Source organism: Mycolicibacterium xanthum (assembly GCF_019710635.1).
Classification (GTDB): domain Bacteria; phylum Actinomycetota; class Actinomycetes; order Mycobacteriales; family Mycobacteriaceae; genus Mycobacterium; species Mycobacterium xanthum.
Genome location: NZ_JAIFZS010000003.1, coordinates 98,728 through 124,578, shown reverse-complemented (window position 1 = coordinate 124,578; position 25,851 = coordinate 98,728). Strand labels below are relative to the sequence as shown.

Annotated in this window: 29 protein-coding genes, 3 tRNA genes and 1 pseudogene; 18 read left to right on the top strand and 15 right to left on the bottom strand. The window is 68.2% G+C overall.

Annotated elements, in window-relative coordinates; all coding sequences use genetic code 11:
* Nucleotides 1–3: 3 nt before the first annotated feature.
* Complete coding sequence (locus JDV09_RS02920; RefSeq protein WP_221367613.1) at nucleotides 4–951, bottom strand: ABC transporter substrate-binding protein; 948 nt, start codon at nucleotides 949–951, stop codon at nucleotides 4–6.
* Nucleotides 952–1,055: 104 nt separating this feature from the next.
* On the opposite strand from JDV09_RS02920, the gene JDV09_RS02915 reads away from it, so the two are divergent.
* Nucleotides 1,056–1,430 (top strand): LapA family protein, encoded by a 375-nt coding sequence (locus JDV09_RS02915; RefSeq protein ID WP_221367612.1) that lies wholly within the window; start codon nucleotides 1,056–1,058, stop codon nucleotides 1,428–1,430.
* Here the strand turns inward: JDV09_RS02915 and JDV09_RS02910 are convergent.
* The 3 genes from JDV09_RS02910 to JDV09_RS02900 form a co-directional block, all read right to left on the bottom strand.
* Nucleotides 1,423–2,235, bottom strand: a complete 813-nt coding sequence (locus JDV09_RS02910) for a transglutaminase-like domain-containing protein (RefSeq protein WP_221367611.1) — start codon at nucleotides 2,233–2,235, stop codon at nucleotides 1,423–1,425. The genes JDV09_RS02915 and JDV09_RS02910 overlap by 8 nt on opposite strands.
* 97 nt (nucleotides 2,236–2,332) lie before the next feature.
* Nucleotides 2,333–3,352 carry a phosphotransferase family protein gene (locus JDV09_RS02905; RefSeq protein WP_221367610.1) on the bottom strand — a complete coding sequence of 340 codons (1,020 nt, stop codon included), beginning with the start codon at nucleotides 3,350–3,352 and terminating at the stop codon, nucleotides 2,333–2,335.
* 26 nt (nucleotides 3,353–3,378) lie between these two features.
* Complete coding sequence (locus tag JDV09_RS02900; protein WP_221367609.1) at nucleotides 3,379–3,987, bottom strand: histidine phosphatase family protein; 609 nt, start codon at nucleotides 3,985–3,987, stop codon at nucleotides 3,379–3,381.
* Between the two features lie 85 nt (nucleotides 3,988–4,072).
* Here JDV09_RS02900 and JDV09_RS02895 point away from each other — a divergent pair.
* Together JDV09_RS02895 and JDV09_RS02890 are read left to right on the top strand one after the other, a co-directional pair.
* Nucleotides 4,073–4,210: pseudogene (locus JDV09_RS02895) on the top strand (putative zinc-binding metallopeptidase); the annotation flags it as partial.
* Nucleotides 4,203–4,973 (top strand): SDR family NAD(P)-dependent oxidoreductase, encoded by a 771-nt coding sequence (locus tag JDV09_RS02890; protein ID WP_221367608.1) that lies wholly within the window; start codon nucleotides 4,203–4,205, stop codon nucleotides 4,971–4,973. The pseudogene JDV09_RS02895 and the gene JDV09_RS02890, both read left to right, overlap by 8 nt.
* 16 nt (nucleotides 4,974–4,989) lie before the next feature.
* Here the strand turns inward: JDV09_RS02890 and JDV09_RS02885 are convergent, their stop codons facing one another.
* Nucleotides 4,990–6,867: an alkyl/aryl-sulfatase gene (locus JDV09_RS02885; protein WP_221367607.1), complete on the bottom strand. Its 1,878-nt coding sequence runs from the start codon at nucleotides 6,865–6,867 to the stop codon at nucleotides 4,990–4,992.
* A gap of 48 nt (nucleotides 6,868–6,915) precedes the next feature.
* On the opposite strand from JDV09_RS02885, the gene JDV09_RS02880 reads away from it, so the two are divergent.
* Complete coding sequence (locus JDV09_RS02880) at nucleotides 6,916–7,467, top strand: cupin domain-containing protein (protein WP_221367606.1); 552 nt, start codon at nucleotides 6,916–6,918, stop codon at nucleotides 7,465–7,467.
* Between the two features lies 1 nt (nucleotide 7,468).
* Here the strand turns inward: JDV09_RS02880 and JDV09_RS02875 are convergent, their stop codons facing one another.
* Both JDV09_RS02875 and JDV09_RS02870 read right to left on the bottom strand, forming a co-directional pair.
* Nucleotides 7,469–7,885 (bottom strand): MmcQ/YjbR family DNA-binding protein, encoded by a 417-nt coding sequence (locus JDV09_RS02875; protein WP_221367605.1) that lies wholly within the window; start codon nucleotides 7,883–7,885, stop codon nucleotides 7,469–7,471.
* Entirely contained in the window at nucleotides 7,878–8,381 is a 504-nt protein-coding gene (locus JDV09_RS02870; protein ID WP_221367604.1) for a metallophosphoesterase family protein, read from the bottom strand. Before JDV09_RS02870 ends, JDV09_RS02875 begins: the two co-directional genes overlap by 8 nt.
* 97 nt (nucleotides 8,382–8,478) lie before the next feature.
* On the opposite strand from JDV09_RS02870, the gene JDV09_RS02865 reads away from it, so the two are divergent.
* From JDV09_RS02865 to JDV09_RS02855, 3 genes are read left to right on the top strand one after another with little or no spacing between them, the layout of a single operon-like run.
* Nucleotides 8,479–8,805 (top strand): WXG100 family type VII secretion target, encoded by a 327-nt coding sequence (locus JDV09_RS02865; protein ID WP_221367603.1) that lies wholly within the window; start codon nucleotides 8,479–8,481, stop codon nucleotides 8,803–8,805.
* Nucleotides 8,806–8,811: 6 nt separating this feature from the next.
* Entirely contained in the window at nucleotides 8,812–9,102 is a 291-nt protein-coding gene (locus tag JDV09_RS02860; protein ID WP_221367602.1) for a WXG100 family type VII secretion target, read from the top strand.
* Between the two features lie 27 nt (nucleotides 9,103–9,129).
* The gene (locus JDV09_RS02855) at nucleotides 9,130–10,662 is read left to right on the top strand and encodes a WXG100-like domain-containing protein (RefSeq protein ID WP_255604740.1); all 1,533 of its coding nucleotides are present in this window, start codon (nucleotides 9,130–9,132) and stop codon (nucleotides 10,660–10,662) included.
* A gap of 113 nt (nucleotides 10,663–10,775) precedes the next feature.
* Here the strand turns inward: JDV09_RS02855 and JDV09_RS02850 are convergent, their stop codons facing one another.
* The 3 genes from JDV09_RS02850 to JDV09_RS02840 all read right to left on the bottom strand — a co-directional run bounded on the left by JDV09_RS02850 (nucleotide 10,776) and on the right by JDV09_RS02840 (nucleotide 14,412).
* On the bottom strand, nucleotides 10,776–13,898 hold the full coding sequence (locus tag JDV09_RS02850) for an ATP-binding protein (protein WP_308123980.1): 3,123 nt from the start codon (nucleotides 13,896–13,898) through the stop codon (nucleotides 10,776–10,778).
* A gap of 302 nt (nucleotides 13,899–14,200) precedes the next feature.
* Nucleotides 14,201–14,273 (bottom strand) — tRNA-Arg (locus JDV09_RS02845).
* 50 nt (nucleotides 14,274–14,323) lie between these two features.
* Nucleotides 14,324–14,412 (bottom strand) — tRNA-Ser (locus JDV09_RS02840).
* Between the two features lie 94 nt (nucleotides 14,413–14,506).
* Here JDV09_RS02840 and hisC point away from each other — a divergent pair.
* The 4 genes from hisC to JDV09_RS02820 are packed head-to-tail and all read left to right on the top strand — an operon-like array spanning nucleotide 14,507 to nucleotide 17,370.
* On the top strand, nucleotides 14,507–15,562 hold the full coding sequence (gene hisC, locus JDV09_RS02835; RefSeq protein WP_221367599.1) for a histidinol-phosphate transaminase: 1,056 nt from the start codon (nucleotides 14,507–14,509) through the stop codon (nucleotides 15,560–15,562).
* Nucleotides 15,559–16,041 carry a DUF4334 domain-containing protein gene (locus JDV09_RS02830; RefSeq protein ID WP_221367598.1) on the top strand — a complete coding sequence of 161 codons (483 nt, stop codon included), beginning with the start codon at nucleotides 15,559–15,561 and terminating at the stop codon, nucleotides 16,039–16,041. The genes hisC and JDV09_RS02830 overlap by 4 nt, the downstream gene beginning before the upstream one ends.
* A 19-nt stretch (nucleotides 16,042–16,060) precedes the next feature.
* Nucleotides 16,061–16,510 carry a hypothetical protein gene (locus JDV09_RS02825; protein WP_308123979.1) on the top strand — a complete coding sequence of 150 codons (450 nt, stop codon included), beginning with the start codon at nucleotides 16,061–16,063 and terminating at the stop codon, nucleotides 16,508–16,510.
* Between the two features lie 35 nt (nucleotides 16,511–16,545).
* Nucleotides 16,546–17,370, top strand: a complete 825-nt coding sequence (locus JDV09_RS02820) for a crotonase/enoyl-CoA hydratase family protein (RefSeq protein WP_221367596.1) — start codon at nucleotides 16,546–16,548, stop codon at nucleotides 17,368–17,370.
* Between the two features lie 9 nt (nucleotides 17,371–17,379).
* Here JDV09_RS02820 and JDV09_RS02815 read toward each other — a convergent pair whose 3' ends face one another.
* Nucleotides 17,380–17,724 (bottom strand): hypothetical protein, encoded by a 345-nt coding sequence (locus JDV09_RS02815; protein ID WP_221367595.1) that lies wholly within the window; start codon nucleotides 17,722–17,724, stop codon nucleotides 17,380–17,382.
* A 182-nt stretch (nucleotides 17,725–17,906) separates the two neighbouring features.
* On the opposite strand from JDV09_RS02815, the gene JDV09_RS02810 reads away from it, so the two are divergent.
* Nucleotides 17,907–18,245 (top strand): nuclear transport factor 2 family protein, encoded by a 339-nt coding sequence (locus JDV09_RS02810; RefSeq protein WP_221367594.1) that lies wholly within the window; start codon nucleotides 17,907–17,909, stop codon nucleotides 18,243–18,245.
* 5 nt (nucleotides 18,246–18,250) lie between these two features.
* On the opposite strand, the gene JDV09_RS02805 is transcribed toward JDV09_RS02810, so the two are convergent.
* Together JDV09_RS02805 and JDV09_RS02800 are read right to left on the bottom strand one after the other, a co-directional pair.
* A tRNA-Ser gene (locus tag JDV09_RS02805) sits at nucleotides 18,251–18,340 on the bottom strand.
* Nucleotides 18,341–18,350: 10 nt separating this feature from the next.
* A complete protein-coding gene (locus JDV09_RS02800) occupies nucleotides 18,351–18,863 on the bottom strand; it encodes a MarR family winged helix-turn-helix transcriptional regulator (RefSeq protein ID WP_221367593.1) in 513 nt (170 codons plus the stop codon).
* Between the two features lie 78 nt (nucleotides 18,864–18,941).
* On the opposite strand from JDV09_RS02800, the gene JDV09_RS02795 reads away from it, so the two are divergent.
* Nucleotides 18,942–19,916, top strand: a complete 975-nt coding sequence (locus JDV09_RS02795) for an NAD(P)H-quinone oxidoreductase (RefSeq protein ID WP_221367592.1) — start codon at nucleotides 18,942–18,944, stop codon at nucleotides 19,914–19,916.
* 9 nt (nucleotides 19,917–19,925) lie between these two features.
* Here JDV09_RS02795 and JDV09_RS02790 read toward each other — a convergent pair whose 3' ends face one another.
* A complete protein-coding gene (locus JDV09_RS02790) occupies nucleotides 19,926–21,122 on the bottom strand; it encodes a cysteine desulfurase-like protein (protein ID WP_221367591.1) in 1,197 nt (398 codons plus the stop codon).
* Nucleotides 21,123–21,510: 388 nt separating this feature from the next.
* Here JDV09_RS02790 and JDV09_RS02785 point away from each other — a divergent pair, with 388 nt between their 5' ends.
* The 4 genes from JDV09_RS02785 to wzm are packed head-to-tail and all read left to right on the top strand — an operon-like array spanning nucleotide 21,511 to nucleotide 24,736.
* Nucleotides 21,511–22,032 carry a bacterial proteasome activator family protein gene (locus JDV09_RS02785; RefSeq protein ID WP_221367590.1) on the top strand — a complete coding sequence of 174 codons (522 nt, stop codon included), beginning with the start codon at nucleotides 21,511–21,513 and terminating at the stop codon, nucleotides 22,030–22,032.
* Between the two features lie 40 nt (nucleotides 22,033–22,072).
* Complete coding sequence (gene wzt, locus JDV09_RS02780; protein WP_221367589.1) at nucleotides 22,073–22,870, top strand: galactan export ABC transporter ATP-binding subunit Wzt/RfbE; 798 nt, start codon at nucleotides 22,073–22,075, stop codon at nucleotides 22,868–22,870.
* Nucleotides 22,867–23,898, top strand: coding sequence for a galactofuranosyltransferase GlfT1 (gene glfT1 / locus JDV09_RS02775; protein ID WP_221367588.1), 1,032 nt, complete (start codon nucleotides 22,867–22,869; stop codon nucleotides 23,896–23,898). The genes wzt and glfT1 overlap by 4 nt, the downstream gene beginning before the upstream one ends.
* A gap of 7 nt (nucleotides 23,899–23,905) precedes the next feature.
* Entirely contained in the window at nucleotides 23,906–24,736 is an 831-nt protein-coding gene (wzm, locus tag JDV09_RS02770) for a galactan export ABC transporter permease subunit Wzm/RfbD (RefSeq protein ID WP_221367587.1), read from the top strand.
* Nucleotides 24,737–24,743: 7 nt separating this feature from the next.
* On the opposite strand, the gene JDV09_RS02765 is transcribed toward wzm, so the two are convergent.
* The gene (locus JDV09_RS02765; RefSeq protein WP_221367586.1) at nucleotides 24,744–25,178 is read right to left on the bottom strand and encodes a pyridoxamine 5'-phosphate oxidase family protein; all 435 of its coding nucleotides are present in this window, start codon (nucleotides 25,176–25,178) and stop codon (nucleotides 24,744–24,746) included.
* A gap of 243 nt (nucleotides 25,179–25,421) precedes the next feature.
* Here JDV09_RS02765 and JDV09_RS02760 point away from each other — a divergent pair, with 243 nt between their 5' ends.
* Nucleotides 25,422–25,829 (top strand): GtrA family protein, encoded by a 408-nt coding sequence (locus tag JDV09_RS02760; protein WP_221367662.1) that lies wholly within the window; start codon nucleotides 25,422–25,424, stop codon nucleotides 25,827–25,829.
* Nucleotides 25,830–25,851: the final 22 nt, after the last annotated feature.

Sequence of the window (25,851 nt, the reverse complement as noted above, 5' to 3'; positions counted from 1 at the left end):
TGCTCACGGAAGCAGCGGTTCGTCGAACCCCTTGTCCTGTACCCACTTCCTGGCCGCCTCGTCCGGGTTGATCCCGGAGTTGCCGGAGGTCTCGGTGTTCATCGCGATGAGGTCCTCGGTGGTCAGCGCCGCCGACACCGCGTCGAGCACGGTCTTGAGGTCGTCGGACTTCTTCTGCGAACTCACCAGCGGCACCACGTTGGCCGCCAGGAAGTTGTTCTTCGGATCCTCCAGTACCACCAGATCGTTCTGGGCGATCGCCGGAGACGTGCTGAAGATGTTGGCGGCGGTCACCGTCCCGTCGGTCAGCGCGCGCACCGTGGCGGGCCCGCCGCCGTCACTGATCGCGACGAAATTGCTCTCCGGTATGTCGAGACCGTAGGCCTGATTCAGGCCGGGCAGTCCCTCGGAGCGGTTCAGGAACTCCGAGGGCGCACCGAACTTCACGTCGGGCGAGTGGGCGGCCAGGTCTGCGATGGTGGTGAGATTCCAGCGCTGCGCGGTCTGCGCCGTCACCGCGACCGTGTCCTTGTCCTCGGCGGGTGACGGATTCAGGATCGACAGATCACCCGGCAGCGCCCGGAACAGCGCCAGCAGAACACCGTCGGGAGTGGTCACGTCGGTCCCGGGATCGAAGTACTGCAGCAGATTTCCGGTGTACTCGGGGATCAGATCGATCGAGTGGTCTTGAACCGCAGGGATGTAGGTCTCCCGGCTGCCGATGCCGAACTGCCTGCCCACGGTGAATCCGTTGGCCTCCAGGGTCTGCGCGTAGATCTCGGCGATGATCTTGGACTCGGGGAAGTCCGCGGATCCGACGACGACGGACCTCAGGTCGCCGGAAATCTCACCTCCGCCCAGCGGATTGGAACTGCCGCATCCCGACGACAAGGCCGTGGTCAGGGCAAACACTACGGTCAGCGTGGCGAGCGCACGTCGGGAAACGTTCACCGGAACGTCCTTTCGGCGGTGGCGTGCTTGGGTGGGCCTTTCGTGACCCTAACGCCATCGGCACCGAGGTTTCATTCAACGCGGGAAAGAGCAAAGATATGACCATGAGCAGCGATCCCCTCGCGTCGCCGGAACCCCCGTTCGACGGGCCCTCCGACGGGCCCTCCGACGCGCCCGCGGCCGCCCCGCCGGCCCTTCCCGAATCGGCCGTCACGTTCACCAAGGCCGCCGCGATGTGGGGGGCGTTGGTGGCGGGTTTCGTGATCCTGATCATCCTGCTGATCTTCATCGCGCAGAACACCGAATCGACCCGGTTCACGTTCCTGGGCTGGCACTGGAGCCTGCCGCTGGGGGTGGCCATCCTGTTCGCCGCGGTCGCGGGTGGCCTGCTGACGGTGGCGGTCGGCGCCGTGCGCATCTTCCAGCTCCGCCGCGCCGCGAAGAAGAACCTCAAGGCCGGGCTGGAGGGGCCTACCTGATCGACACCAGCTGATCGACCGAGTCCGTCGGCAGGTCGCCGTCGACGGTGGCGGTCACCGTGCAGTTGTTGAGGACGACGGCGCCCTTGTGGTTGTCCAGGAACGCGGTGTCGGCGGCGTCGCGCCCGGTGGCGATGCGCACCATCGACTGCCGCGGTGCCAGGCAGGTGGCGTCGACGACCCGCCAGTGCCCGTCGACGAAGGCCTCGGCGACGGCGTGGAAGTCCATCGGATCGCAGCCGGGCGCATACACCGCGACCAGGCGCGCGGGCACGTTGACCGCACGCAGCAACGCGACGACGAGGTGCGCGTAGTCCCGGCACACCCCCTCACCGGCCAGCAGGGTGTCGGCCGCACCGTCGATCGGGTCGCTCGAGCCGGGCACGTAGCTCAACCGGGTGCCCACCCACGACGACACCTTCTCCAGCAGCGTGGCCGAATCGGCGTAGTCGCCGAACTCGGTCGCCGCGAAGCCGAAGAACTTGTCCGCCTCGGCGTAGCGGCTGGGCCGCAGATAGGTGGACAGGTCGAGATCGCGCACCGGGGCGGGCTCGGCCTGCCCGATCACCGTCGCGGAATAGCTCACCTGCAGGTTGCCCACCGGCGCGGCGAACGTGTGGATCCGGTTGCCGTGCTCACCGGTGATCTCGCGGATGTCCTCGGCCGGAATCGGCTGGCCGTCCAACACGAACGACAGCTTCTCGGTTACCTCGGCACCCGGCTGCGGGGCCACCGCGATCTGGAACTCCAGCGTCGTCGGCGCGGTGATCTGCACGTCCAACTCGGCACCGACATCGCGTTTCATCACAGGGCGCTTTCTTCCGATCCAAGGGAACGATCTGGTGGGGCTTGCTTTGGGCACGCGACTCTCTACCCCGGCCGGGCGGCGACCAAACAAAACCCTATTTCAACTCGGCCAGCCCGGCGGAGATCAGCGGTCCGACCGCCTCGCCGACCGGGTCACCTTCGTCGCCGGCACCACCCTCCCGCGCCCGGTAGGAGATGCCCGCGGCGATGATGGCGAGCTTGAAGTACGCCAGCGCCATGTAGAAGTCCCAGTGCTCCAGGTCCACGCCGGCGGCGCGCGAATACTTCTCGGCCAGCACGTCGGCGGTCGGGATCAGCTCGGACGCCCATGCGGCGTCCATGTGCACCAGACGGAACGTCGGGTGCCGATAGACGCACATCAGCGCGGCGTCGCTGAGCGGGTCCCCCAGCGTGGACATCTCCCAGTCCAGCACCGCGACCACCTTATTTGGGTCCTCGGCGTCGAGGATCGTGTTGTCGATGCGGTAGTCGCCGTGCACGATCGACGTTCGGCTCTGCGCCGGGGTGGCCGCCGCCAGACGCTCGTGCAGCAGCTTGACGTCGGCCTCGCAGGGATCGCCGGCGCGCTTGACCAGCTCCCACTGCGACCCCCAGCGGCGCACCTGGCGCTCCAGATACCCGCTCGGCTTGCCGAAGTCGCCCAACCCGACGGCGTCGGGATCGACCGCGTGCAGGTCGGCCAGCACCGTGATCAGGGCGTCCACGCAGGACTCGATGGTGGCCGCATCGCCGAGCGCCTCGAGCTGGTCGGTGTGGCGCACCACCCGGCCCGGCACGTACTCGACCATCTGAAACGGTGCGCCCAGCACCGAGTCGTCGTTGCGCATCGTGACCGCGCGGGCTACCGGCACCGGGGTATCGGCCAGCGCCGCGACCACACGGTATTCGCGGGCCATGTCGTGCGCGGACGGGGTCAGGCCGTGCAGCGGGGGACGGCGCAGCACCCACTGCGAGGCGTCGTCGCTCACCAGGAACGTCAGGTTGGACCGGCCACCGGAGATCAACTCGGCGCGCAACTCGCCGCTGCGGGGCACTCCGACGTCGCGCAGGTGTCGATCCAGGGCGGCCAGATCGAGGCCATCGAGGTCAGTCACGCCCAACTGTCTACCATCGCGGCTGTTCAGGATGGACGGTGCCTGGGCAGTAGGTCCCACACGTGCTCGGTGGCGTTGACGCCGGCGACCGCGAGCCTGCCGGTGCGCGACGACAGCACCGTGGTCACCGACGCGTAGTCGACGTGGAAGGACAGCAGCCGTTCGGTGCCGAGGACCCGGTGCAGCACCGCGTTGATCACCCCGCCGTGGCTGAACACCGCGACGGTCTCCTCGTGCGCTGCCGACGCCAGCAGATCGTCGAGCGCGTCACCGACCCGCTGCAGGAACGCTGCCTCATCGACGGCGCTGGGCAGGTGCCCCGCCATCAACCGCGCCAGTTCGGCCGGGTTCTCGGCGGCGATCTGCTCGATCGGGATGTAGTGCGCCATGTCCCGGTCGTACTCGGCGAGGCGCTCATCGATCTGCACCGACAGGCCCAACGCCTCGGCCACCGGCGCGGCGGTCTGCGCAGCACGGACCTGGGGGCTGCTGACCACCCGGGTGATCGGGAACCGGGCGAGCGCGTCGGGCAGCCGCGCGGCCTGCCGGAGACCGTCGTCGGACAGCGGTGGGTCGGAGCCCTGCCCGTGCTCGCTGCGCAGTGGCAGTGCGTGGCGGACGAGGAGCAGTTGCACCGTGACACCATATGGCCCGTGCGCGCATTCGCCTGCCCCGTGTGCCACTCGTTCACGCCGTTCGAAGCCGGCCGGTGCGCCGGCTGCGCTGTTCTTCAACCGGGTGAACACCGCGATGGGCAAGAATCCGTTGTACCCGTTCACGATCCCGCCACCCGTGGTGGCCAAGCTGGGGTTCGTGCACCGGGTGATCAGAGACACGGCACGGGAGGGACATGGGTAACGCGGGATACGCCGATCAGCTGTTCGATCTGACCGGGCGGGTGGTGTTGATCACCGGCGGCAGCCGCGGGCTGGGTCGGGAGATGGCGTTCGGCGCGGCGCGCTGCGGCGCGGACGTGATCGTGGCCAGCCGCAAGTTCGACGCCTGCGTGGACACCGCGCAGGAGATCACCACCGCCACCGGGCGCCGGGCGTTTCCCTACCAGGTGCACGTCGGTCGGTGGGATGAGCTGGACGGACTCGCCGACGCGGCCTACGCGGAGTTCGGGAAGGTCGACGTGCTGGTCAACAACGCCGGCATGTCACCGGTGTACGAGAAGCAGACCGACGTCACCGAGAAGCTGTTCGACGCGGTGATGAACCTCAACCTGAAGGGACCGTTCCGGCTCTCGGCCCTGATCGGGGAACGCATGGTGGCCGCCGGGGGCGGTTCGATCATCAACGTCAGCACCCACGGCTCGCTGCGACCGCATCCGTCGTTCATCCCGTACGCCGCCTCCAAGGCCGGGCTGAACGCGATGACCGAGGGCCTGGCGCTGGCGTTCGGCCCGACCGTGCGGGTCAACACGCTGATGCCGGGCCCGTTCCTCACCGACATCAGCAATGCCTGGGACTTCGGGGAGGGCACCAACCCGTTCCGCAACAGCGCGCTGCAGCGCGCCGGCGAGCCGGCCGAGATCGTCGGCGCCGCGCTGTTCCTGATGTCGGACGCGTCGAGCTTCACGTCCGGCTCGATCCTGCGCGCCGACGGCGGCATCCCGTAGACCGCGTGCTGAGACCTCAGGGCGTGACGATGTTGAACGACGGGTCGGGCTTGTCCAGCACCGAGGTCAGCGACGCGAGCACGCCGGCGTCGCCGGTGATCTCCACGCCCGGTGAGGTGTTGTCGCCGGCGGCCAGGGTGAGCAGTCGGACCTTGCTCGCCAGCCGCACGGTGGCCTGGGCGCTGGTGTCGTCGGCAGCCACCTTGCGGTACACCAGCACCCCGTTGCGGAGCGTGAGCCGGTAGTTCACCCCGCTGTCGAGGAACGTGACGTCGAATGCAAGGTCGAGATCCCAGGCCCGCGGGCCGTTCACGCTGATCGCCAGCACGTCGAACATCTGCTCGGGGGTCAGCTGTGCGGCGATCGTCGGCGACGCGGTCTGCGTCGGGGTGCCGAAGTTGCCGTCGCGCAGCTCGGTGGCGCCGGCCAGGAAGAAGTTGCGCCACGGGCCGTTCTCGGAGCCGTAGGCCAGCTGCTCGAAGGTGTCCGCGTACAGCTCACGGGCCGCTGCATGGTTCTGGTCGGTGAAGATGGCGTGGTCGAGAAGGGTTGCCGCCCAGCGGAAGTCGCCGTCGTCGAAGGCCGCCCGGGCCAGCTCGACCACCCGGTCGATGCCGCCCATGGCCGCGACGTAGCGCGGGCCGATCGACTCGGGCGGGTGCGGCCACAACCGGGCCGGGTTGCCGTCGAACCAGCCCATGTAGCGCTGGTAGACGGCCTTGACGTTGTGGCTGACCGAGCCGTAGTAGCCGTGCGCGTGCCAGGCCCGCTCCAGCGCCGGCGGCATCGCGAAGGTCTCGGCGATCTCGATGCCGGTGAAACCCTGGTTGAGCTGCCGCAGCGTCTGGTCGTGCAGGTAGGAGTACAGATCCCGCTGCAGGGACAGGAACTCGACGATCCGGTCCTTTCCCCAGGTGGGCCAGTGGTGGGATGCGAACACCACGTCGGCACGGTCGGAGAACGTGTCGATGGCCTCGGTGAGATAGCCCGCCCAGCCGTGCGGGTCGCGCACCAGCGCGCCGCGCAGCGTCAGCAGGTTGTGCAGGTTGTGGGTGGCGTTCTCGGCCATGCACAGCGCGCGGTAGCGCGGGAAGTAGAAGTGCATCTCGGCGGGCGCCTCGGTGCCGGGAGCCATCTGGAACTCGATCTCGACGCCGTCGATGGTGTGCTTCTCCCCCGTCTCCCGGATGTCGACGGTCGGCACGATCAGCGCCACCTCGCCGGTCGACGGGGTCTGCCCGAGCCCGCAGCCGACCTGGCCCTTCGGGCCCCGTTCGAGCACCGCGCCGTACATGTAGCCGGCCCGGCGCCCCATCGCCGTCCCGGCGTAGACGTTCTCCTGCACGGCGTGCTCGGTGAAGTGCTCGGGCGCGAGCACCACGACGTTGCCCGCGTCGACGTCTTCCTGCGAGGTCACCCCGAGCACGCCGCCGAAATGGTCGACGTGGCTGTGGGTGTAAATCACCGCCTTGACGGTCCGGTCGCCGCGGTGCTCGCGGTACAGGGCCAGGGCCGCGGCGGCGACCTCGGTGGACACCAGCGGGTCGATCACGATGATGCCGGTGTCCCCCTCGACGAACGTGATGTTGGACAGGTCGAAGCCGCGCACCTGGTAGATGCCCTCCACTACCTGGTAGAGGCCCTGCTTGGCGACCAGCATCGACTGCCGCCACAGGCTGGGGTGCACGGTGGTCGGCGCGTCACCGGTCAGGAACGCGTAGACGTCGTTGTCCCACACCACCCGGCCGTCGGCGGCGGTGAACACGCACGGGGACGCCGCGGCGACGAAGCCGCGGTCGGCATCGGCGAAATCGCGGCTGTCGTCGAACGGCAGGGTTCCGAGGTGTTCGCGGTGGGCGGCTTCGATGGTCGGTGTCGGCGGCTTGCTCTGCATGTCGCAAGATTGCCACGGCGACCCGGGTGCCGGTGGTTGACTGGCCCGATGGATGTACGTCGAGTGGTCACCGGGCACGACGCCTCCGGCAAGTCCGTGTTCGTCAGCGACGAGGCCGTTGCCCCGCGAAAACCGGCGCTGTTGCCCGGTTCGGAGTTCACCAGGCTGTGGGGCGGTGACGAGGCGCCGCATTTCCCCGACGACGGCACGATGCCGAAGTGGCACAGTTACTTTCCGCCGATCGGCGGTTTCCGGTTCTGGATCGTCACGCTGCCGCCCGGCAACGTCGAGACGCCGTTGGACGGGCTGGACTTCGACGCGGCCGTCGCCGAGGCCGAAGAGCAACTGCCCGGCCTGCTCGGCTACCTGGACCTCGAGGATGCGGGCATGCACACGACCGACACCGTCGACTTCGAGGTGGTGCTGGAGGGTCCGCTGATCCTCGAACTCGACGACGGCGCCGAGGTGACGCTGCAGTCCGGTGACACCGTTGTGCAGAACGGCACCCGGCACCGCTGGCGCAACCCCGGGGACAACCCGGCCCGGTTCGCTGTGTTCCTCGCCGGAGCCTCCCACGACAAGGTCGCGCCGGGCAGCTGACTCAGTCGCCCTGCTCGGTCAGCCAGCATTCGGCCCGGCGCTTCGACGCCCGCGACAGCCACGCGTCCTGGATCAGTTCACGCAGCTCGACCACGCCGACCTCACCGAGTCGGCTGGCGCGCACCAGCACCGACAGGTGCCCGTCGAAGTGCGCCGTGGTGAAGAACGGCGATTCGGGGTCCTGCGTCAGCGCGCGTTTGTCGTCCTCGGACTCCACCCAGATCACGATCACGTCCGGGTAGCGCTCGCCGGTGTCGGGGTCGAACGCATCGGGCCGCGGCGTGCGGAAGAACACGAACGACTTGCCGCCCACCTGGTAGATCGGGTTACCCGCCTTCGGCCCCTCGACCCGGGTCACATGCGGCATCCCCGCCGCGATCTCGTGCACGTCGGCCTCGGTGGCGGGCCGGTCACTCATCGCGGTGCAGCCGGTGCAGCCGGACGTCGGTGAGCGCGCCGGCGTGCACCGTCGCGGTCGTGTACGTGCAGTACGGCTGACGCCGCCGGTCCGTCGGGGATCCCGGATTGAGCAGCCGCAGGCCGGTTTTGGCCACTGTGTCCCACGGGATGTGGCTGTGCCCGAACACCAGCACGTCGGTGTCCGGGTATTCGCGGGCCATCCGGGCCTCCCGGCCGGTGGCCGCGCCGGTCTCGTGCACCACGGTGAACCGCAGGCCACCGAGCACCACGTCGGCCCGTTCCGGCAGCCGCCGGCGCAGCTCCGCACCATCGTTGTTGCCCCAGCAGGCCACCAGCCGGCGGGCCCGCGACTGCAGCCGGTCGAGCAGTTCGGGTTCCACCCAGTCCCCGGCGTGGATGACCACGTCGGCCTCGTCGACGGCCGCCCAGACTTCGGCGGGTAGGTCGCGGGCACGCTTGGGGACGTGCGTGTCGGCGATCAGCAGCAGGCGCACACCTTCCACCCTAGGAGACCGGGGCCGGGAGAAATTGGTGCGCGGACCCCCTCGTCGGCGCGAATAGGCTCTCAAATCGGGGGTAAGCCGTCGCGACGTGAGGGGTGACGTGGGGGATTCGGTCGACGTCCATGTATCGGAGTTGTATTGGGCCGCCGCTCAACTGCGTGACGCCGGACAGCGGCTGCAGGACGGGTTGGCCGGCATCGACCACGAGACCAGACAGCTGCTGGATTCGGGCTGGCAGGGCGATGCCGCGTCCGGCTACGGACTGGCGTGGGACCGGTGGCACAACGGGGCCTGCCAGGTGATCGGCGGCCTGCAGGCGATGGCGGAAGCGCTGACCGTCGCCGGCAGTGCGTATACGACGATCGACGACCGCTCCGGCGACGTGCTCGAATCTGCGCTGCGGACCGGCGGTTAGCAGGCGATGAAGACGCTGGTGGTGGATTTCCCGGCGTTGCGCGCGGCGATCGCCCACATGGCGGAATTCGAGCGTGAGATCGGCGAGTGCCTGGACGACATCGATCAGACCGTCGCCGGACTTCGGGCGTCGTGGCACGGCGACGGCTCGGATGCGCAGGCGCAGGCGCAGCAGCAGTGGGAGGACGGCGCGGCACAGATGGCGGCGGCATTGTCGGCGTTGCGGCAGATCGCCGACACCGCGCACCGGAACTATGCCGATACGGTGAGCAGGAATGGCCGGATGTGGCAGGGATGACGCCGCCGGCCGGTGTCGGGGGTGTGGATGTTCATCGAGGTTGATCCACTGGCCCTGATCGCGGCTGGTCGACAGATGGGATCACTGGGATCGCAGCTGGGCAGGCTCTCGGATGCGCTGGGTGCGGCGCTGTCGGGTGGGATCGCCTCGGGTGCCGACCCGGCGGGGCTGAACTTCGGCATCAAGTACGGCCGCCAGGCACAGGAGTTCTCAGCCGCGGTCGCCGATTCGGCCGATGCGTTCACCGCATTCGGCCTGCTGCTGGAGGCCACCGGGTTCAACTACCGCAACGCCGACGCGGCGTCGACGATCGGAGGGCCGGGCCCGGGCGGCGGCGTGGGCGGCCGGCCCGGTGCCACTGCGGCCGCGCACGTCCCCCCGGGACCCAACGGTGTGATCGTTGCGCCACCGGCGAAGTGGTACCTGATCCAACCGCTGCTGCAGGCGCTGCCCGGCCTCGGTCCGCTGGCCGGTACCGCCATGACCTGGCCGTCGGGCAACCCGGCGATGATGGGCCTGACCGCCATGCAGTGGCGCAACTTCTCCACCGGGTTCGCGTTGATCGAGCCACAGCTGGCCGGCATCAGATCTGCGGTGAGCGCGCAGTCGATCCCCGAGGGCGCCACCATCATCGCCGCCATCGACAGCCTCGGCCAGGCGATCGCGGCGTTGGCCGACGTGGCTTCGTCGGTGGCACAGGCTGTTTCGGACTTCGCCCACACCGTGCAGGACGCTCAAGACGCCATCCGGCGGCTGCTGGACCGGTTGTCGATCGGCGGCCTGTGGGACACCGTCACCGGATTGCTCACCGGCGAGGGCGACGACATCCTGCGCGAGGTCGCTCGTGATGTGGGGTGCGTGCTCGAGAATTTCCAGTCGCAGGTCAAGGGCATCGTCGGCCTGCTCGACGAGCTCGCGATCCTGATCGGCGACGCGGCCACCGTCTTCCAGAAGTGGATTCGCCCGGTCCTGGTCGAGAATTTCGGCGCCGGGGTGGGCAACGCCCTCGCCGACGGGGTGACGCTGCACACCGACATCCAGGTGGGGGCGATCACCGGGCTGATCGAAACCGTGGCGGGGACGGTGGCCCTGGCCGACGTCGACACCTGGATCGGCAACGCCGAACTGGCGGTCTCGGTGGTCCGGGATCCGACCACGTTGCCCGGTGTGGTGGTCGACACGTTCCAGGACTTCGTCGCCTGGGATCAATGGTTCGGCGAGCATCCCGGCCGCGGCGCCGGCGAGACCGCGTTCAACGTCGGCTCGCTGTTCACGCCGGGCGGGACCCTGTCGAAGACGGGCAGTGTCGCCAGGGGGCTGAACCTGACCAGGCGAATACTGAACCGGGGCCGGGTACCACGGTTGGTTGAAATCAGCGGTAGGACAACGGGTGCCGCCAGGGTGGTCCCCGGAATCCCGCAAGGCGCAGGCGCCCAGGGCGGCCCGGGCGGCCGTGCACCCGTGGAACAGCCAGGCCGGACGCCCACGGGCCCGGCGCCGCGGCGGGAGACCCGGCCATCCCCGACTGGGAGAGCTGAGGGAGGCTCGGACACCGGTTGAGCGCTCATCGGCAAGGGTGCGCAGGTCAATCGAATCCGCGGGATCGTGGCGAGACGGGCGGTGTCTTCGGCGGCTGACATGCATGTGATGCCGGTCGTTTCACGGCACCGCCGCTACATGTCTTCGGCCAACTTCATGTGCCCCTCGAAACCGAGCGCTGTCGCCATGTCGCGGTATCGGTCCCGATAGCTGCGATAGCCGGCCTCGTCACCATGTGCCCTCGCCAGCAGTGCGCGCAGCCTCCGCAACGGCAATTCGTGGAGCACGAAACCGGGTTGGGTTGGCACGGCGGCAAGTTGGTCGACAACGTCCTGGGCTTCCCGAAGGTCCGTTTCGGTGCCACGGCCCAGCAGCGACTCCACCAGAACGGTGGTGGCGGGTCCGCGGTAGAGCATTTCACCACTGGCGAACAGGTCGCTCCGGACGACTCGGGCCCTCTCGATGGCACCATCGATGTCGCCGATTCGATGCTTGTGTTCCGCGGCCGCGATGTCGGCTATTCCCGCGGTGAGCAGGTCCCCGTGTCGTCGTGCTTGTTGCTGTCCGCTCTCCAGAATCGTCACGCCGACATCCTGCTCGGCATCAAGCTGACGGGTCAGAATCATGCCTCGCGCGATCCGGGCCCACGCCAACGACAGGTCGTCACCGAACCGCTCCGCATTTTGCAGGGCGACACACGTGTCCCGATCGATGATCGCGTCCGGCAGAAGCGCTCGGTTCAGAACGGGTACCGCGTAACCGGCTGTGGTGACGCTGAATTGGGTTATCCCGCCGACAGCGCGAGCCATGACGAGTCCGGCCTCGAGATCACCGCGCCACCTTGGATCTCCAAGGCTGCACCTGGCCACGCCACGAAGGGTCATCCCCCACGCCAGGGGTGATTCGAAGAAGAAGTTGCCCTTGGTGGTATCGCCATCGGCCATTTCGACGACCCGCTCGGCCAACCGAAGTGCCTCGGCTATTTCGCCCGCCTGGAGTTTTGGGTGGCCCGCCGTGTTCATCAGACCGACAATCAAGTCGGGATCGCCGATCGACTCGAGCAGGTGGGTGTATTCGTCTATCGGCGCAGCCAATTCGCGAAGTCGCCGGTTGAGCGTCCGCGACACCAGAAATCCGGACAGACCCATGGCCAGTGAGATGTGGTCGCCGGCTGCTGCGCACAGTGTTCGCAGTTCGTCGAAGCCGGTCTCGTCGATAACGCCACCCAGGCGGTACGCGGTGCCGCACAGCATGGCGCGGGGTGCTATCCGGAGCGCCAGCCGATCTGGAGTGCCTTCAGCGAGGCGGTCAGCGATGTCGCCGGCACGTTGCCAACTCGCGCGCGCAGCCCCGATCTCGCGGCTGGCGGCCCACGTTGCCGCGCGCATGTGCCATGAGTAGGCGGCGTGCCAGTCAGCCGCGGCCGCCAGGTGCTCCGCGATCAGTGCGGCGTTCTGGTCAGCCGATTCGAGGTCACGCGTTTCGATCGCGGCGGCCAGCCGCCGGTGCATCTGGGTGCGGTGGGATTTCAGTTGCGATTCGTAAGCGACGGTTCGGACGAGTGGGTGATGAAACACGTACTCGGGTTCGTGGGTGGAGGAGATCCGATCCAAGAACTGTGCGCGCACCAGGTCGTCGAGCACCGGCTCGACGCCTAGCGTGTCGAGCACATCGCGGGTGAACTTCGAACCGATGACCGCCGCCGCGCACAGCGTGCGCTTGGCCGCCGGACCCAAGCGGTCGATGCGGGCGGCGATGGTGGCCTGCACTGTGGCGGGCACGCTGACCTCGGCGACGTCGGCCGTCGAGACGTAGGCACCCCGACTGCCGAGCAGGACGCCGCGTTCGGCCAGCTCCCGGGCGATCTCCTGGGCGAAGAAGGGGTTCCCCGCCGCCCTCTCGACGATCAATGTGGCTACGTCGGTGACCGAAGGATCCGACCCGACCAGCCCGGCGACCAGCGCCGCGGATTCGGTATCACTGAGCGCGTCGAGGGCGATCGTGTGTGCGCCCGCCACCCGGGTAAGCGCCCCGTCGTACTCGGGACGGTGTGTGATCAGAACCAGCGACGGGGTGTGCGGAATCACGGCCAAGAACGCGGTCAGGATCGACTCGCTGACCTCGTCGGCCCAGTGTGCATCCTCGATCGCATAGACCGCTGCGGACTCTCGGGCCAGCAAGGCCGTGTTGACCAGAGCGGTCAACCGCCGCCGTCGTGCGTCCGGATCGATGTTCGGCAGAGCAACCTCGGGATCGGCGATGCCCAGGAGGTCGTCGAAGAGCAACAAATCCTCGGGGTCTGCGTCTGGAATCCGTTCCCGCACGCGGTCGCGGGCCTCCTGCCCGTCCAGATCACTCACCCCGGCGGCTGCCCGCAGCAGCCGCGCCACCACACGGAACGGAACGTCGACGGTGTGTGATTCGCAATAGGCGGTCAGAACCTCGACCTCCCGTTCGGCGGCCAGCGCGGCGACCTCCCGCACGAGCCGGCTCTTGCCGACGCCCGGGGACCCCACCACCGTGACCACGGCGCCGAGACCGTTCATGGCGCTCTCCAGGAGACCCCGGACAACAGCCATCTCCCTGCGCCGTCCCACCAGAGCCGACACAACACCTGCCGCACGATCATTCCGCTCCGGCACACCCAGCAACCGTCGCGCTTGCACCGGCTGGTCCGACCCTTTGATGTGAACACGCTCGGGTTCACCGAGCACCGCCGTGCCCTCGACCAGCCGCGCCGTGCAGGAACTGAGCATCACCCCGCCCGGCGGGGCCACCGACTCCATCCGCTGAGCCAGACCGACCTGCTCGCCGATCGCGGTGTAACCCGTTGCAGCAGTGCCGACCTCACCGGCGATGACCTGACCGGAGTTCAAGCCGATCCGCAGCCGGAGATCAATACCGTCTCGGCGCCCGACCTCATCGGCCAGATCACCGACAGCGCCCTGGACCGCCAAGGCAGCCCGGCAGGCCCGCAGAGCATGGTCCTCCAACGCGATCGGAGCGCCGAACAGCGCCATGATCCCGTCGCCGGTGAACTTGTCCACCGTGCCACCACAGCGGCGCACCACAGTGGCGGCCTGATCGACCAGTCCGGCCATGATCTCGCGCAGCCGCTCCGCACCGACGGTTTTGGCGATTTCCATCGAGTGGACCACGTCGGCGAACAGAACAGTGACCTGTTTGTACTCCGCTGGTGTGGTGGTCGAGGTCACGGGCGCGGCGCATTCGTGGCAGAACTTGGCCTTCGCGCTCAACTGTGTGCCACACGTTCCACACACCAGCCCTGCTGCTGTCATCTCGGGCGGCCCCCACCCCGGCTCACCGCACCATGGTGTCACCGTCGACCCACCAGCGGGTGGCATATCGACGCGGCGATCCCGACTTGGTGATCGCGAGCCGTATTCCGGCGATGTTCGAGGTCAGGCCGGTCGGCCGTGGTGACCGCTGGTCCACCGGTGTGGAGGGCCGCACCCGGTCGGAAGCGGAGGAATGCTGACGCGGGCGGCGCCGGTGTGCAGACTTGGCTGCGGTGCCGCGCACGACATGCTTTAGTGGGCGCGCCCGAAGGGATTCGAACCCCTAACCTTCTGATCCGTAGTCAGATGCTCTATCCGTTGAGCTACGGGCGCTTGGTGTGTTCAGTTTTCAGTTGTCGACGCCGGCGAGCCGGCCGTCAACGCGGAGGCGAGAGGATTTGAACCTCCGGTCCACTTTGAGGTGGACAACTCATTAGCAGTGAGCCCCATTCGGCCGCTCTGGCACGCCTCCTGACGTTTACCGCCGAGCCAAGAGCGTACACAGGGCAGACCTGCAGAAGCAAAGCACATCCAAAGGCGCCCGGGGCTGGCCATAAACTGAGCGGGTGTCCGCCCGACTGCGCCCCGAGCTCGCCGATCTGCCCGCCTACACCCCGGGCCGCACGGTGCCCGGTGCGATCAAGATCGCCAGCAACGAAACCGTGCAGGGGCCGCTGCCCAGCGTGCGGGCCGCGATCGAGAAGGCGATCGAGGGCATCAACCGCTACCCGGACAACGGCTACGTGGAGCTCAAGGAGCGGCTGGCCAAGCACGTCAACTTCGCCCCCGAGCACATCTCGGTGGGCTGCGGGTCGGTCAGCCTGTGCCAGCAGTTGATCCAGATCACCTCGACCGTCGGCGACGAGGTGCTCTACGGCTGGCGCAGCTTCGAGATCTACCCGCTGCAGGTGCGCACCGCGGGCGCCACCCCGGTGCAGGTGCCGTTGACCGACCACACCTACGACCTGGACGCGATGCTCGCCGCGATCACCGATCGCACCCGGCTGATCTTCGTGTGCAACCCGAACAACCCGACCAGCACCGTCGTCGACCCCGGGGCGCTGGCCCGCTTCGTCGCGGCGGTGCCGCCGCACATCCTGGTGGTGCTCGACGAGGCGTACGTCGAGTACATCCGCGACGACCTGGTGCCCGACAGCTTCGAGCTGGTCCGCGAGCACAGCAATGTCGTTGTGCTGCGGACGTTCTCGAAGGCCTACGGGCTGGCCGGCCTGCGCGTGGGGTATGCCGTCGCCGACCCGGACATCGTCAGCGCGCTGTCCAAGGTCTACGTGCCCTTCACCGCGACCAGCGTCTCGCAGTCAGCCGCGATCGCCTGCCTGGACGCCGCCGACGAGCTGCTGGAGCGCACCGACGCCGTCGTCGCCGAACGCACCAGGGTCTCCGAGGCGCTGCGCGACGCGGGCTACGACCTGCCGCCGTCGCAGGCCAACTTCGTCTGGCTGCCGCTGCCGGGCCGCGCCCAGCAGTTCGCCGCCGACTCCGCCAACAGCCGCATCATCGTGCGCCCGTACGGTGAGGACGGCGTGCGGGTCACCGTCGCGTCCCCCGCCGAGAACGACGCGTTCCTCGAATTCGCCCGACGCTGGATAGGACAGCCATGACCGCAGTGAGCACCGCCAGGGAGACCTTCACCGCGCTGAAGAACCGCACCGACCGGATCGGCGACGCCGAGCTCGACGAGTTCTGGGCGGCGCTGCCGCCGGCGACCATCGACTACATGATCGGCGAGTGGAAGGGCGGCGAGTTCGACACCGGTCACAAGGCCAACGGCTTCATGAAGCGGCTGAACTGGTTCGGCAAGACGTTTCACTCCGCCTCCGACGCCAAGCCGCTGGTCTGCCTGGACGCCGACGGCAACAAGTTCTCCAACACCGAGGCGATGAACGGCGAGGCCAGCCTGTGGATGGAGGAGTTCCGCGGCGAGCCGGTGGCGTCGATGGTCTACGACGGCCGACCGGTCCACGACCACTTCAAGGTCATCGACGACAACGCGGTCATCGGGATCATGAATGGTAAGGGCGCACTCGACGACAGCTCCGGCACCCCGCGTCACCTGTACTTTTATCTCGAGCGTTGCTGAGCCGCATATCGTGGCCAGCGTGAACACGCACGTGCGGCTGACAGCGGCCACCCTCGTCGGTCTCGCGGTCGTCCTGAGCCTGACCACGGCGTGCCAGCGCTCCACCGAGGGCGTTGTCGCGCAGACCACCGAACCGGGTCCGCCGCTGACCTCGGCGCCGACCACCTCCCGCCTCCCCACCATCCCCGGGCTGCCGGAACTGCCCAACATCCCGATCCCGAACATCCCGCTGCCGACGCGCAACACCAACGTTCCCGAGGTGCCCGCCCCGCCGAATGCGCTGACGATGACCTGCGAGGAGTACAAGGACCTCGACGAGCCCACCCGGGTCGCGGTGGTCCGGGCCATCCTGTCCGACGAGAACAACCCGCTGGGCCCCGACGGCGAGTTCGTCGGCCAGATCCTGGCCGACGCCGCGTGCCAGTTCCTGCCGGATGCCAAGGTCAGCCAGGTCCTGATGGGCAGCTGACCGGCCGGGCCGGCGGGCCGCTAACCTCTTGCTCCATGGGCAGCTCATTGGAATCAGTCACCGTCGAGATCGCCGAGCACGTTGCGGTGGTGACGCTCATCGGCCCCGGCAAGGGCAACGCGATGGGGCCGGCGTTCTGGGCCGAGCTCCCGGTGGTCTTCGCCGAGCTGGACGCCGATCCCGAGGTGCGGGCGATCGTGCTGACCGGGTCGGGCAAGCACTTCAGCTACGGCCTGGACCTGGCCGCCATGGGCGACACGCTCGGGCCGATGATGGCCGGGGGCGCACTGGCCAAACCGCGGGCGGAGTTCCACGCCCGGCTCAAGACCATGCAACAGTCGATCACCGCGGTGGCCGACTGCCGCACCCCGACCATCGCGTCGGTGCACGGCTGGTGCATCGGCGGCGGGGTGGACCTGATCTCGGCGCTCGACATCCGTTACGCCAGCGCCGACGCGAAGTTCTCGGTTCGTGAGGTGAAGCTGGCGATAGTCGCCGACGTGGGCTCGTTGGCGCGGCTGCCGCTGATCCTGTCCGACGGGCACCTGCGCGAGCTGGCGCTGACGGGCAAGGACATCGACGCCACCCGCGCGGAGAAGATCGGTCTGGTCAACGACGTGTACGACGACGCCGAGGCGTCGCTGGCCGCGGCGCGGGCCACCGCCGCCGAGATCGCCGCCAACCCACCGCTGGTGGTTCAGGGCATCAAGGACGTGCTCGACGAGCAGCGCACCGCCGCGGTGTCGGCCAGCCTGCGCTACGTCGCGGCGTGGAACTCGGCGTTCCTGCCGTCGAAGGACCTCACCGAGGGCATCACCGCGATGTTCGAGAAGCGGCCGGCGAACTTCACCGGCGAGTAGCGGACCGGCTCAGGCCCCACCGCCGCAACCGCCTCCGCCTCCGCAACCGCCGCCTCCGCAACCGCCGCCTCCGCAGCCGCCGCCGGTGCCGACGTCGATGCCGCTCGTCCCGACGACGTAGCCGGCGGCGCCCGCCGCGCCGGCGGCCCAGATCCGGTGCTTCTGCTTGCGGGATACGGCCGCGCGCTTGGTCTTCCACGTCTGCGGGCGGTACCTCAGCCCGACCACGTCACGCTGGTATCGCTGCGCCGGGGTCTCCCCGCGGCGGCGCCTCCGGCCCCCCAACACCAACGAGCACACGGAAACGATGAGCACCCCGCCGAGTGCCACGAGTCCCCACCTCGCGGCGTACATGGCAAGAGCGTACTGCCACACTGTTTCACCTGCACAGGGGCGGAATTCGAACTACCGGAGGTGCTCGCCGGTCAGCCGCGTCACCCGGCCTGGGACCACGACGGCGGGCTCCGTTGACAATCCACCATCCAGTGGGTACGAGTGGCTCACACCAGCCGTGATCACTGGGAGGGGTAACCAGCATGGATCCGCTTGCGCTCGTCGAGGCCTTCGGGGCGGCATGGGCCGACCACGATCTGCCGCTCGCGATGTCCTTCCTCAGTGACGACTGCGTATTCGACGCGACAGGCCCCGCTCCGGACGGGACGCGACATGTCGGGCATGAGGCGATCCGCGAAGCCTGGACGGCCATCTTCGACGATGCGGCATCGAGATTCGAGCCCGAAGAGACTTTCGCTGCAGGGGATCGTGTCATCCAGCTGTGGCGCTACAACTGGGACGGCGGGCACGTCCGCGGTGTCGATGTGTTCAAGGTCAGAGGCGACCGGATCACCGAGAAGCTCTCCTACGTCAAAGGGTAGGAGTGTGGCGGTGGCGGAGGGATTTGAACCCCCGGACGGTGTTAGCCGTCTCTCGCTTTCAAGGCGAGTGCATTAGGCCGCTCTGCCACGCCACCGCGGGACAGTCTAGACGCGGCCGACCTTGGCCGACGGCGCCCCGGTCCGCAGCCCGGTGCTGATCCTGCGGCAGTTCTCCCCCATCGCCGCGACCTGCGGACGTGACAGCCGGTCCAGGAAGTGGCTCCGCACGGCCGCGCCGTAGGTGCGCATGGCATCCGCCAGGGCCATCCGGCCCTCCTCTGTGATGGTGGCGACTACCCCGCGCCCGTCTTCCGGGCTGGCACCGCGGTTGACCAGACCCTGCACCTCCAGGCGCTGGATCTCCCGGGTGACCCGGCTCGGCAACGACATCAACGCCTCGGCGAGATCACCCATCCGGGCCGCGCCCGTCGGCGATTTGGCGAGCAGGTCCAGCAGGCGGACGTCGTTGAGGGTGAGCTTGTGCTCATCGGTCAGCATGTGGTTGATGGTCCCGTAGAGTCGCAGTGCGGCGTCCAGGAAATGCTGCCACGCCCGCTGCTCGGCGATGTCGAGCCCCGGCATGTCGCTTGCCGTGCGCCCCCCGATGATCCCCGCCATCGTCTCATAGTAGGGCGGGTTTGCTCGCCGCTGGTGGAAACCCGGCAGTGTCTGTTCGGCGTCGGTAGCGTGCAGGGAATGTTCGCCATCGTGGCCGAATCGCCGGGCCGGCTCGCCTGGACATCCGTTCCGGATGTGGCGCCCGCTCCGGGTGAAGTCCTGATCAAAGTCATCGCCGCCGGGGTGAACCGAGCCGACCTGCTGCAGGCGGCCGGCCGCTACCCACCCCCTCCGGGCGCCAGCGAGATCCTCGGCCTGGAGGTGTCCGGGACCATCGAAGCGGTCGGCGAAGGGGTCACCCTGTGGTCACCGGGGCAACCAGTCTGTGCTTTGCTGGCGGGGGGTGGTTACGCGGAGTTCGTCGCCGTCCCCGCCGGCCAGGTGCTCCCGCTTCCCACCGGGGTCGAGCCGGTGCACGCGGCCGGACTGCCCGAGGTGGCGTGCACGGTCTGGTCGAACCTGGTGATGACCGCGGGGCTGCGCGCCTCACAGCTGGTCCTGCTGCACGGCGGTGCCAGCGGGATCGGCACCCACGCGATCCAGGTGGCCCGCGCCCTGAACTGCCGGGTCGCCGTCACCGCGGGCTCGGCCAACAAGCTCGACCTGTGCGCCGAACTGGGCGCCGAGATCACCATCGACTACCGCAGCGACGATTTCGTCGAGATCATCCGGTCTGCGGGCGGAGCCGACGTCATCCTCGACATAATGGGTGCGGCCTACCTGGACCGCAACATCGACGCGCTGGCCACCGACGGCCGACTGGTGATCATCGGGATGCAGGGCGGCGTCAAGACGGAGCTGAACATCGGTAAGTTGCTCGCCAAGCGCGGCAGCGTGATCGCCACCACGCTGCGGTCCCGCCCGGTGGGCGGCCCCGGCGGCAAGACCGAGATCGTCGCCCGGGTCATCGACGACGTCTGGCCGATGATCGCCGACGGACTGGTCCGTCCGGTGATCGGGGCCGAGTTCCCGATAGCCGAGGCGCAGGCCGCCCACGAGCTGCTGGAGTCCGGTGATGTGGCGGGGAAAGTGCTGCTACGCGTTGACGATTAGCGCGACGGGTCAGCCGAGCGAGGCCAGCGCACGGACCAACTGGTCGACCTCGGCGGCGGTGCTGTAATGCGCAAGACCGATGGTCACCGCGCCACCGACGTCGTTGACCCCGATCACGTCGAGCACTCGCGAGCCGGCGTTTGCGATCGCCAGCACCCCGTTGTCGGCCAGTCGCTGCACCACCCGATCTGCCGGCACGTTGTTGACCGCGAAGCTGAGCACCGGGATGCGGTCATCCGGGCTGCCGATCACCATCACGGCGGGCAACGACCGCAATGACGTCAGCAGATAGTCGAACAGCCCACCCAGGTAGGAACCGGCCGACTGCATAGATGCCGCCAACCGCTCACGCCGCCCACCCTGGGCTGAATCATCAAGCCCGGCAAGATATTCGATGCTCGCCACTACACCGGCCAGTAGTCCGAACTGGTGTGAGCCCAGCTCGAGCCGGGCCGGGCCGGTGGCGTACGGGTTCAGCGACACCGATCCGAGCGTGTCGATGGCCGAAGGGTCCCGGAACACCAGCGCACCGATCGGGGGGCCGCCCCACGCCAGCGCGTTGACCGCCACCACATCCGCTTCGATCTCGTCGATGTCGATGAGCCGGTACGGGGCCGCCGCCGAATGGTCGACGACGACCAGGCCGCCGACCTCGTGCACCAACTTGGTGACCTCGCGCAATTCGGTGACGGTTCCCAAAGTCGAAGAGGCCGAGGTTATTGCGACCAGCCGCGTGGGCCGGGTGACCAGCTCTTCCCACTGCCAGGTGGGCATCTCGCCGGTCTCGATGTCGACCTCGGCCCACTTGACCTTGGCGCCGAATCGGTTAGCCGCACGTAGCCACGGCCCGATGTTCGCCTCGTCGTCCAGCCGGGACACGACGAGTTCGTAGCCGAGCCCCACCCGCCCCGACGCCGCGTCGGCCAGCGAGGTGAGCAGCACCGCCCGGTCGGGACCCAGCACCACTCCGGCCGGATCGGCGTTGACCAGATCGGCGACGGCCTGGCGTGCCGCGGCCAGTACCGCCGCGCTGCGCTGAGCCGCCGGATGCGGCCCGGTCACGCTGGGCATCGACCCCCGGGAGGCGGTCGACACGGCCCTGCTGACCGCGTCGGGGAGCAGCATGCCGTTCTGCGGGTCCAGATGCACCCAGCCATCGCCCAGCGACGGGTGCAATCCACGCACCCGGGCGACGTCGTATGCCATGCCAGCCCACCTCTTGTGCATCGGGATCTCGCCCTACCCGCCGATCTCCAGACCGGTTGGGGGACGCCCGACCCTCTTTCCGCTGCCCATGCCGTGCCGGAACGGGTCATCTGCGCAGCCATACTAGTCGAGCGCGCCGACGGCGCGGAGCGCTACCGGCTCCGCCGTTGCTGGCTCGATCATCGGCAAATAGGGTCAACGTGGCTGACCGGGGCAACCGGCCTACCCACCATATCCCGCCCGGCCGGAGTGGCGTTTGCCGGATCCGGCACGTCGCGCTGGACAAATCGGACGAGTGGGAGAGTATCGAGGACAACAGTCGGGCCCGCCCATCGGCGGCGTGCAGCCCGACCGCAGCCGGAGAGGAATGTTGGGGCACTCTAGGACCATGACGACCAACACCGACGACGACAACATCGAGATCATCGGCGGCAGTGCGGACGATCTCGCCGACCAGGCCGACGACGCCGACGGCAAGTCTCTGACCGACCTGGTCGAGCAGCCCGCCAAGGTGATGCGCATCGGCACGATGATCAAGCAGCTCCTCGAGGAAGTGCGGGCGGCACCGCTGGACGAGGCCAGCCGCGGCAGGCTGCGCGACATCCACCGGACCAGCATCCGCGAACTGGAGGACGGGCTGGCGCCGGAGCTGCGCGCCGAACTCGAACGGCTGACCCTGCCGTTCACCGAGGACGCCGTCCCGTCCGACGCCGAACTGCGGATCGCCCAGGCCCAGCTGGTCGGCTGGCTCGAAGGGCTGTTCCACGGTATCCAGACCGCGTTGTTCGCCCAGCAGATGGCGGCCCGCCAGCAGCTCGAGCAGATGCGCCAGGGTGCACTGCCGCCCGGCACGATGGCACCCGGGCAGCGGGGCGGGCCGGGACATCCCGGCACCGGCCAGTACCTGTGAGACCGACGTGCCAAGTTCTCCCGATTCGGCAGCACCCTCCATGCCCTACGTCGAGACCCGCAACGCGTGGGTCGAGTTCCCGATCTTCGACGCCAAGACCCGCTCGCTGAAGAAGGCCTTCCTCGGCAAGGCGGGTGGCGCGATCGGCCGCAACGAATCCAATGTGGTGGTCATCGAGGCGCTGCGGGACATCACGATGTCATTGCAGATGGGCGACCGCGTCGGGCTGGTCGGGCACAACGGCGCAGGCAAGTCGACCCTGCTGCGGCTGCTGTCGGGCATCTACGAGCCGACCCGGGGTGTCGCCACCGTGCGGGGCCGCGTCGCGCCCGTCTTCGATCTGGGCGTCGGGATGGACCCGGAGATCTCCGGTTTCGAGAACATCATCATCCGGGGGCTGTTCCTCGGGCAGACGCGGAAGCAGATGCTGGCCAAGGTCGATGAGATCGCCGAGTTCACCGAGCTCGGCGACTATCTGTCGATGCCGCTGCGCACCTATTCGACCGGCATGCGCGTTCGCCTCGCCATGGGCGTGGTGACGAGCATCGATCCCGAGATCCTGCTGCTCGACGAGGGCATCGGGGCGGTCGACGCCGAGTTCCTGAAGAAGGCCCAGTCACGACTGTCCGATCTGGTGGAACGCTCGGGGATCCTGGTGTTCGCCAGCCACTCCAACGAGTTCCTGGCGCGGCTGTGCAAGACCGCGATGTGGATCGACCACGGCACCGTCAAGATGTCGGGCGGGATCGAGGACGTGGTGCGTGCCTACGAGGGCGAGGACGCGGCCCGACACGTGCACGAGGTGCTCGAGGAGACTGCGCGCGAGAGCACAGCATGATCGGCGATGAGCGCTTGCGCGAAGAGCAGACCGGCACCGATGAGCGCTTGCGCGAAGAGCAGACCGGCACCGATGAGCGCTTGCGCGAAGAGCAGACCGTCTGCACGGTGGTGGTCACCCATCGGCGCGTCGATGAGTTGGCCAAGTCGCTGGACGTGGTTACCGCGCAGACCCGCGCCCCCGATCACCTGATCGTCGTCGACAACGACGACGACGAACGGGTTCGCGATCTCGTTGCCGGGCAACCGGTCCCGTCCACCTATATCGGTTCGCGCCGCAACCTCGGCGGGGCCGGTGGTTTCGCGTTGGGCATGCTGCAGGCGCTCGCGCTCGGTGCGGACTGGGTGTGGCTGGCCGATGACGATGGTCGCCCCCAGGACTCCGAGGTGCTGGCGACGCTGCTGGACTGCGCCGAGCGGTACGGCCTGGCCGAGGTGTCGCCGATGATCTGCGATCTGGACGAACCCGAACGCCTGGCCTTCCCGTTGCGCCGCGGCGTGGTGTGGCGCCGGTGGGTCAGCGAGTTGCGGGCCGAGGCGCCGCACGAGGACCTGCTGCCCGGTATCGCGCACCTGTTCAACGGTGCGCTGTTTCGCGCCTCCACGCTGGAGGCCACCGGCGTGCCCGACCTGCGGCTGTTCATCCGCGGCGACGAGACGGAGATCCACCGGCGGCTGTTGCGCACCGGCCTGCCGTTCGGCACCTGCCTGGATGCCATCTACCTGCACCCTCAGGGCGGGGACGAGTTCAAGCCGATCCTGGGCGGCCGGATGCACACCCAGTACCCGGACAACGCCGCCAAGCGGTACTACACGTACCGCAACCGCGGATATCTGCAGTCCCAGCCGGGGATGCGCAAGCTGATCCCCCAGGAGTGGCTGCGCTTCGGGTGGTATTTCCTGGTGTCGCGCCGCGACCCGGCCGGGCTGAGGGAGTGGATCCGGCTGCGGCGCCTGGGCCGACGGGAGAGGTTCTCCCGCAAGGAAGCGACGGGAAAAGGTTCCGGGGCGAGCGAAGCGACGGGATGAACAAGCGATGACTTTCATGGATGCCGCCGCGCAGTCCAGGACGTTCGGGCGTGCCTGGGCAGACCTGGTCGAGGGCTTCGGCAAGCGGGAACTGTGGCTGCACCTGGGCTGGCAGGACATCAAGCAGCGCTACCGGCGTTCGGTGCTCGGGCCGTTCTGGATCACCATCGCCACGGGAACCACTGCGGTCGCGATGGGTGGGCTGTATTCGAAGCTTTTCAAGCTGGAACTCTCCGAGCATCTGCCCTACGTCACGCTCGGCCTGATCATCTGGAACCTGATCAACGCGTCGATCCTCGAGGGCTCCGAGGTGTTCATCGCCAACGAAGGCCTGATCAAGCAGTTGCCGACACCGCTCTCGGTGCACGTCTACCGGCTGGTGTGGCGCCAGATCATCCTGTTCGCGCACAACATCGTCATCTTCGTGATCATCGCGATCATCTTCCCCAAGCCCTGGAGCTGGGCCGACCTGACGTTCATCCCCGCGCTGGCCCTGATCGCGCTCAACTGCGTGTGGGTCTCGCTGTGCTTCGGCATCCTGGCCACTCGCTACCGAGACATCAGCCCGCTGCTGAACAGCCTCGTGCAGCTGTTGTTCTTCATGACACCGATCATCTGGAACGAGGCGACCCTGCAGCACCAGGGCGCCGGCGACTGGGCCAAGATCGTCGAACTCAACCCGCTGCTGCACTACCTGGACATCGTGCGCGCCCCGTTGCTCGGTGCCGAGCAGGACCTGCGGCACTGGCTGGTGGTGCTGGCGCTGACGGTGATCGGCTGGATCTTCGCCGCGCTGGCGATGCGCCAGTACCGGGCACGGGTGCCCTACTGGGTGTGAGCCCGGTTCAGCCCGCGACCGTGCCGCTGTCGGGTTCCGGACCGAAGACGAACCGCCGTCCACTGAGCGACTCCGGCGTGATGCGCACGAACCGCAGCTTCTGGGTGGCCACCCACGGATAGAGCCCGGCGTGCTCGGCATGGGTGATCTCGTCGGAGGTGGTCAGCAGATGAGCGGAGCCGCGCACCACGACGCTCCAGCCCTCGACGACGTTGTGGTCGTCGGCCTCGAACAGCACATGCTCGTTGAGTACCGAGGTGAGCAGCTTGGTGCCCTCGGCGGTGCGGAACAGCAGGGTCTTGTTCTGCACCACGAAGTTGACCGGAAAGATCTCGGTCCAGCCGTCCACCGTGGTCACCAGCCTGCCCAGCGTCACCGCCGACAGCAGCTGCCAGCTTTCGTCGTCGCTGAGCTCGGTGACGGGGGCTGCGGTGGCGTCCATGCCCCCATCGTCGCCGGTACCGGCGCGCCCTTCAAGGGGAATGCGTCGACCCGGATGAGGGTCCAATGGCACTTCCCGCCGGCGCCGGCACCGAGCGTGTGTCCACTGCGATTCGAGGCCTCATTTTTCGCAGTAGATGCACGCTGGGCGAATTGGACCTTGCCCGGTGATCGCGTCCTGTGTCGGCGCTGCGCGCTGGCCACGACCGCCAACCCGTAAGCTGCCCGCGTGGCCGAGCCTCCGATGTCCCCGCAGCTGAGCCTGAGAACTCAGATCTGGCGCTTCATCGCGACCGGCGGGCTGTCGGCGGTCGTGGACTTCGGGCTGTATGTGCTGCTGTACCGGATCGGCGGGATGCAGCCCGACCTTGCCAAGACCATCGGCTGGATCGCCGGAACCACGACGGCCTACCTGCTGAATCGGCGCTGGACGTTTCAGGCGCCCCCGAGCACGGCCCGGTTGGTCGCGGTGTGGGCGCTCTACATCATGACCTTCACCGTCCAGGTCGGGCTCAACCACCTCTTCCTGCATCTGCTCGACTACACACCGACCGCGGTGGTCGTTGCTTTCGTGATCGCGCAGGGCACGGCGACCGTGATCAACTTCGTGGTTCAGCGCGCAATCATCTTCCGGCTGCGCAGCGTGGAGTAGTACCTGCCAGGCGGTACCCTCT

Coding starts and splice junctions, on each gene's coding strand:
- JDV09_RS02890 (WP_221367608.1), top strand. CDS start 4,203: ATGGGTAACGCGGGATACGCCGATCAGCTGTTCGATCTGACCGGGCGG.
- JDV09_RS02790 (WP_221367591.1), bottom strand. CDS start 21,122: ATGGCATACGACGTCGCCCGGGTGCGTGGATTGCACCCGTCGCTGGGC.
- JDV09_RS02875 (WP_221367605.1), bottom strand. CDS start 7,885: ATGAGTGACCGGCCCGCCACCGAGGCCGACGTGCACGAGATCGCGGCG.
- JDV09_RS02830 (WP_221367598.1), top strand. CDS start 15,559: ATGACCGCAGTGAGCACCGCCAGGGAGACCTTCACCGCGCTGAAGAAC.
- glfT1 (WP_221367588.1), top strand. CDS start 22,867: ATGATCGGCGATGAGCGCTTGCGCGAAGAGCAGACCGGCACCGATGAG.
- wzt (WP_221367589.1), top strand. CDS start 22,073: ATGCCCTACGTCGAGACCCGCAACGCGTGGGTCGAGTTCCCGATCTTC.
- JDV09_RS02855 (WP_255604740.1), top strand. CDS start 9,130: ATGTTCATCGAGGTTGATCCACTGGCCCTGATCGCGGCTGGTCGACAG.
- JDV09_RS02880 (WP_221367606.1), top strand. CDS start 6,916: ATGGATGTACGTCGAGTGGTCACCGGGCACGACGCCTCCGGCAAGTCC.
- JDV09_RS02885 (WP_221367607.1), bottom strand. CDS start 6,867: ATGCAGAGCAAGCCGCCGACACCGACCATCGAAGCCGCCCACCGCGAA.
- JDV09_RS02820 (WP_221367596.1), top strand. CDS start 16,546: ATGGGCAGCTCATTGGAATCAGTCACCGTCGAGATCGCCGAGCACGTT.
- JDV09_RS02760 (WP_221367662.1), top strand. CDS start 25,422: ATGTCCCCGCAGCTGAGCCTGAGAACTCAGATCTGGCGCTTCATCGCG.
- JDV09_RS02765 (WP_221367586.1), bottom strand. CDS start 25,178: ATGGACGCCACCGCAGCCCCCGTCACCGAGCTCAGCGACGACGAAAGC.
- JDV09_RS02910 (WP_221367611.1), bottom strand. CDS start 2,235: ATGAAACGCGATGTCGGTGCCGAGTTGGACGTGCAGATCACCGCGCCG.
- JDV09_RS02800 (WP_221367593.1), bottom strand. CDS start 18,863: ATGGCGGGGATCATCGGGGGGCGCACGGCAAGCGACATGCCGGGGCTC.
- JDV09_RS02915 (WP_221367612.1), top strand. CDS start 1,056: ATGAGCAGCGATCCCCTCGCGTCGCCGGAACCCCCGTTCGACGGGCCC.
- JDV09_RS02815 (WP_221367595.1), bottom strand. CDS start 17,724: ATGTACGCCGCGAGGTGGGGACTCGTGGCACTCGGCGGGGTGCTCATC.
- JDV09_RS02795 (WP_221367592.1), top strand. CDS start 18,942: ATGTTCGCCATCGTGGCCGAATCGCCGGGCCGGCTCGCCTGGACATCC.
- JDV09_RS02810 (WP_221367594.1), top strand. CDS start 17,907: ATGGATCCGCTTGCGCTCGTCGAGGCCTTCGGGGCGGCATGGGCCGAC.
- JDV09_RS02860 (WP_221367602.1), top strand. CDS start 8,812: ATGAAGACGCTGGTGGTGGATTTCCCGGCGTTGCGCGCGGCGATCGCC.
- wzm (WP_221367587.1), top strand. CDS start 23,906: ATGACTTTCATGGATGCCGCCGCGCAGTCCAGGACGTTCGGGCGTGCC.
- JDV09_RS02785 (WP_221367590.1), top strand. CDS start 21,511: ATGACGACCAACACCGACGACGACAACATCGAGATCATCGGCGGCAGT.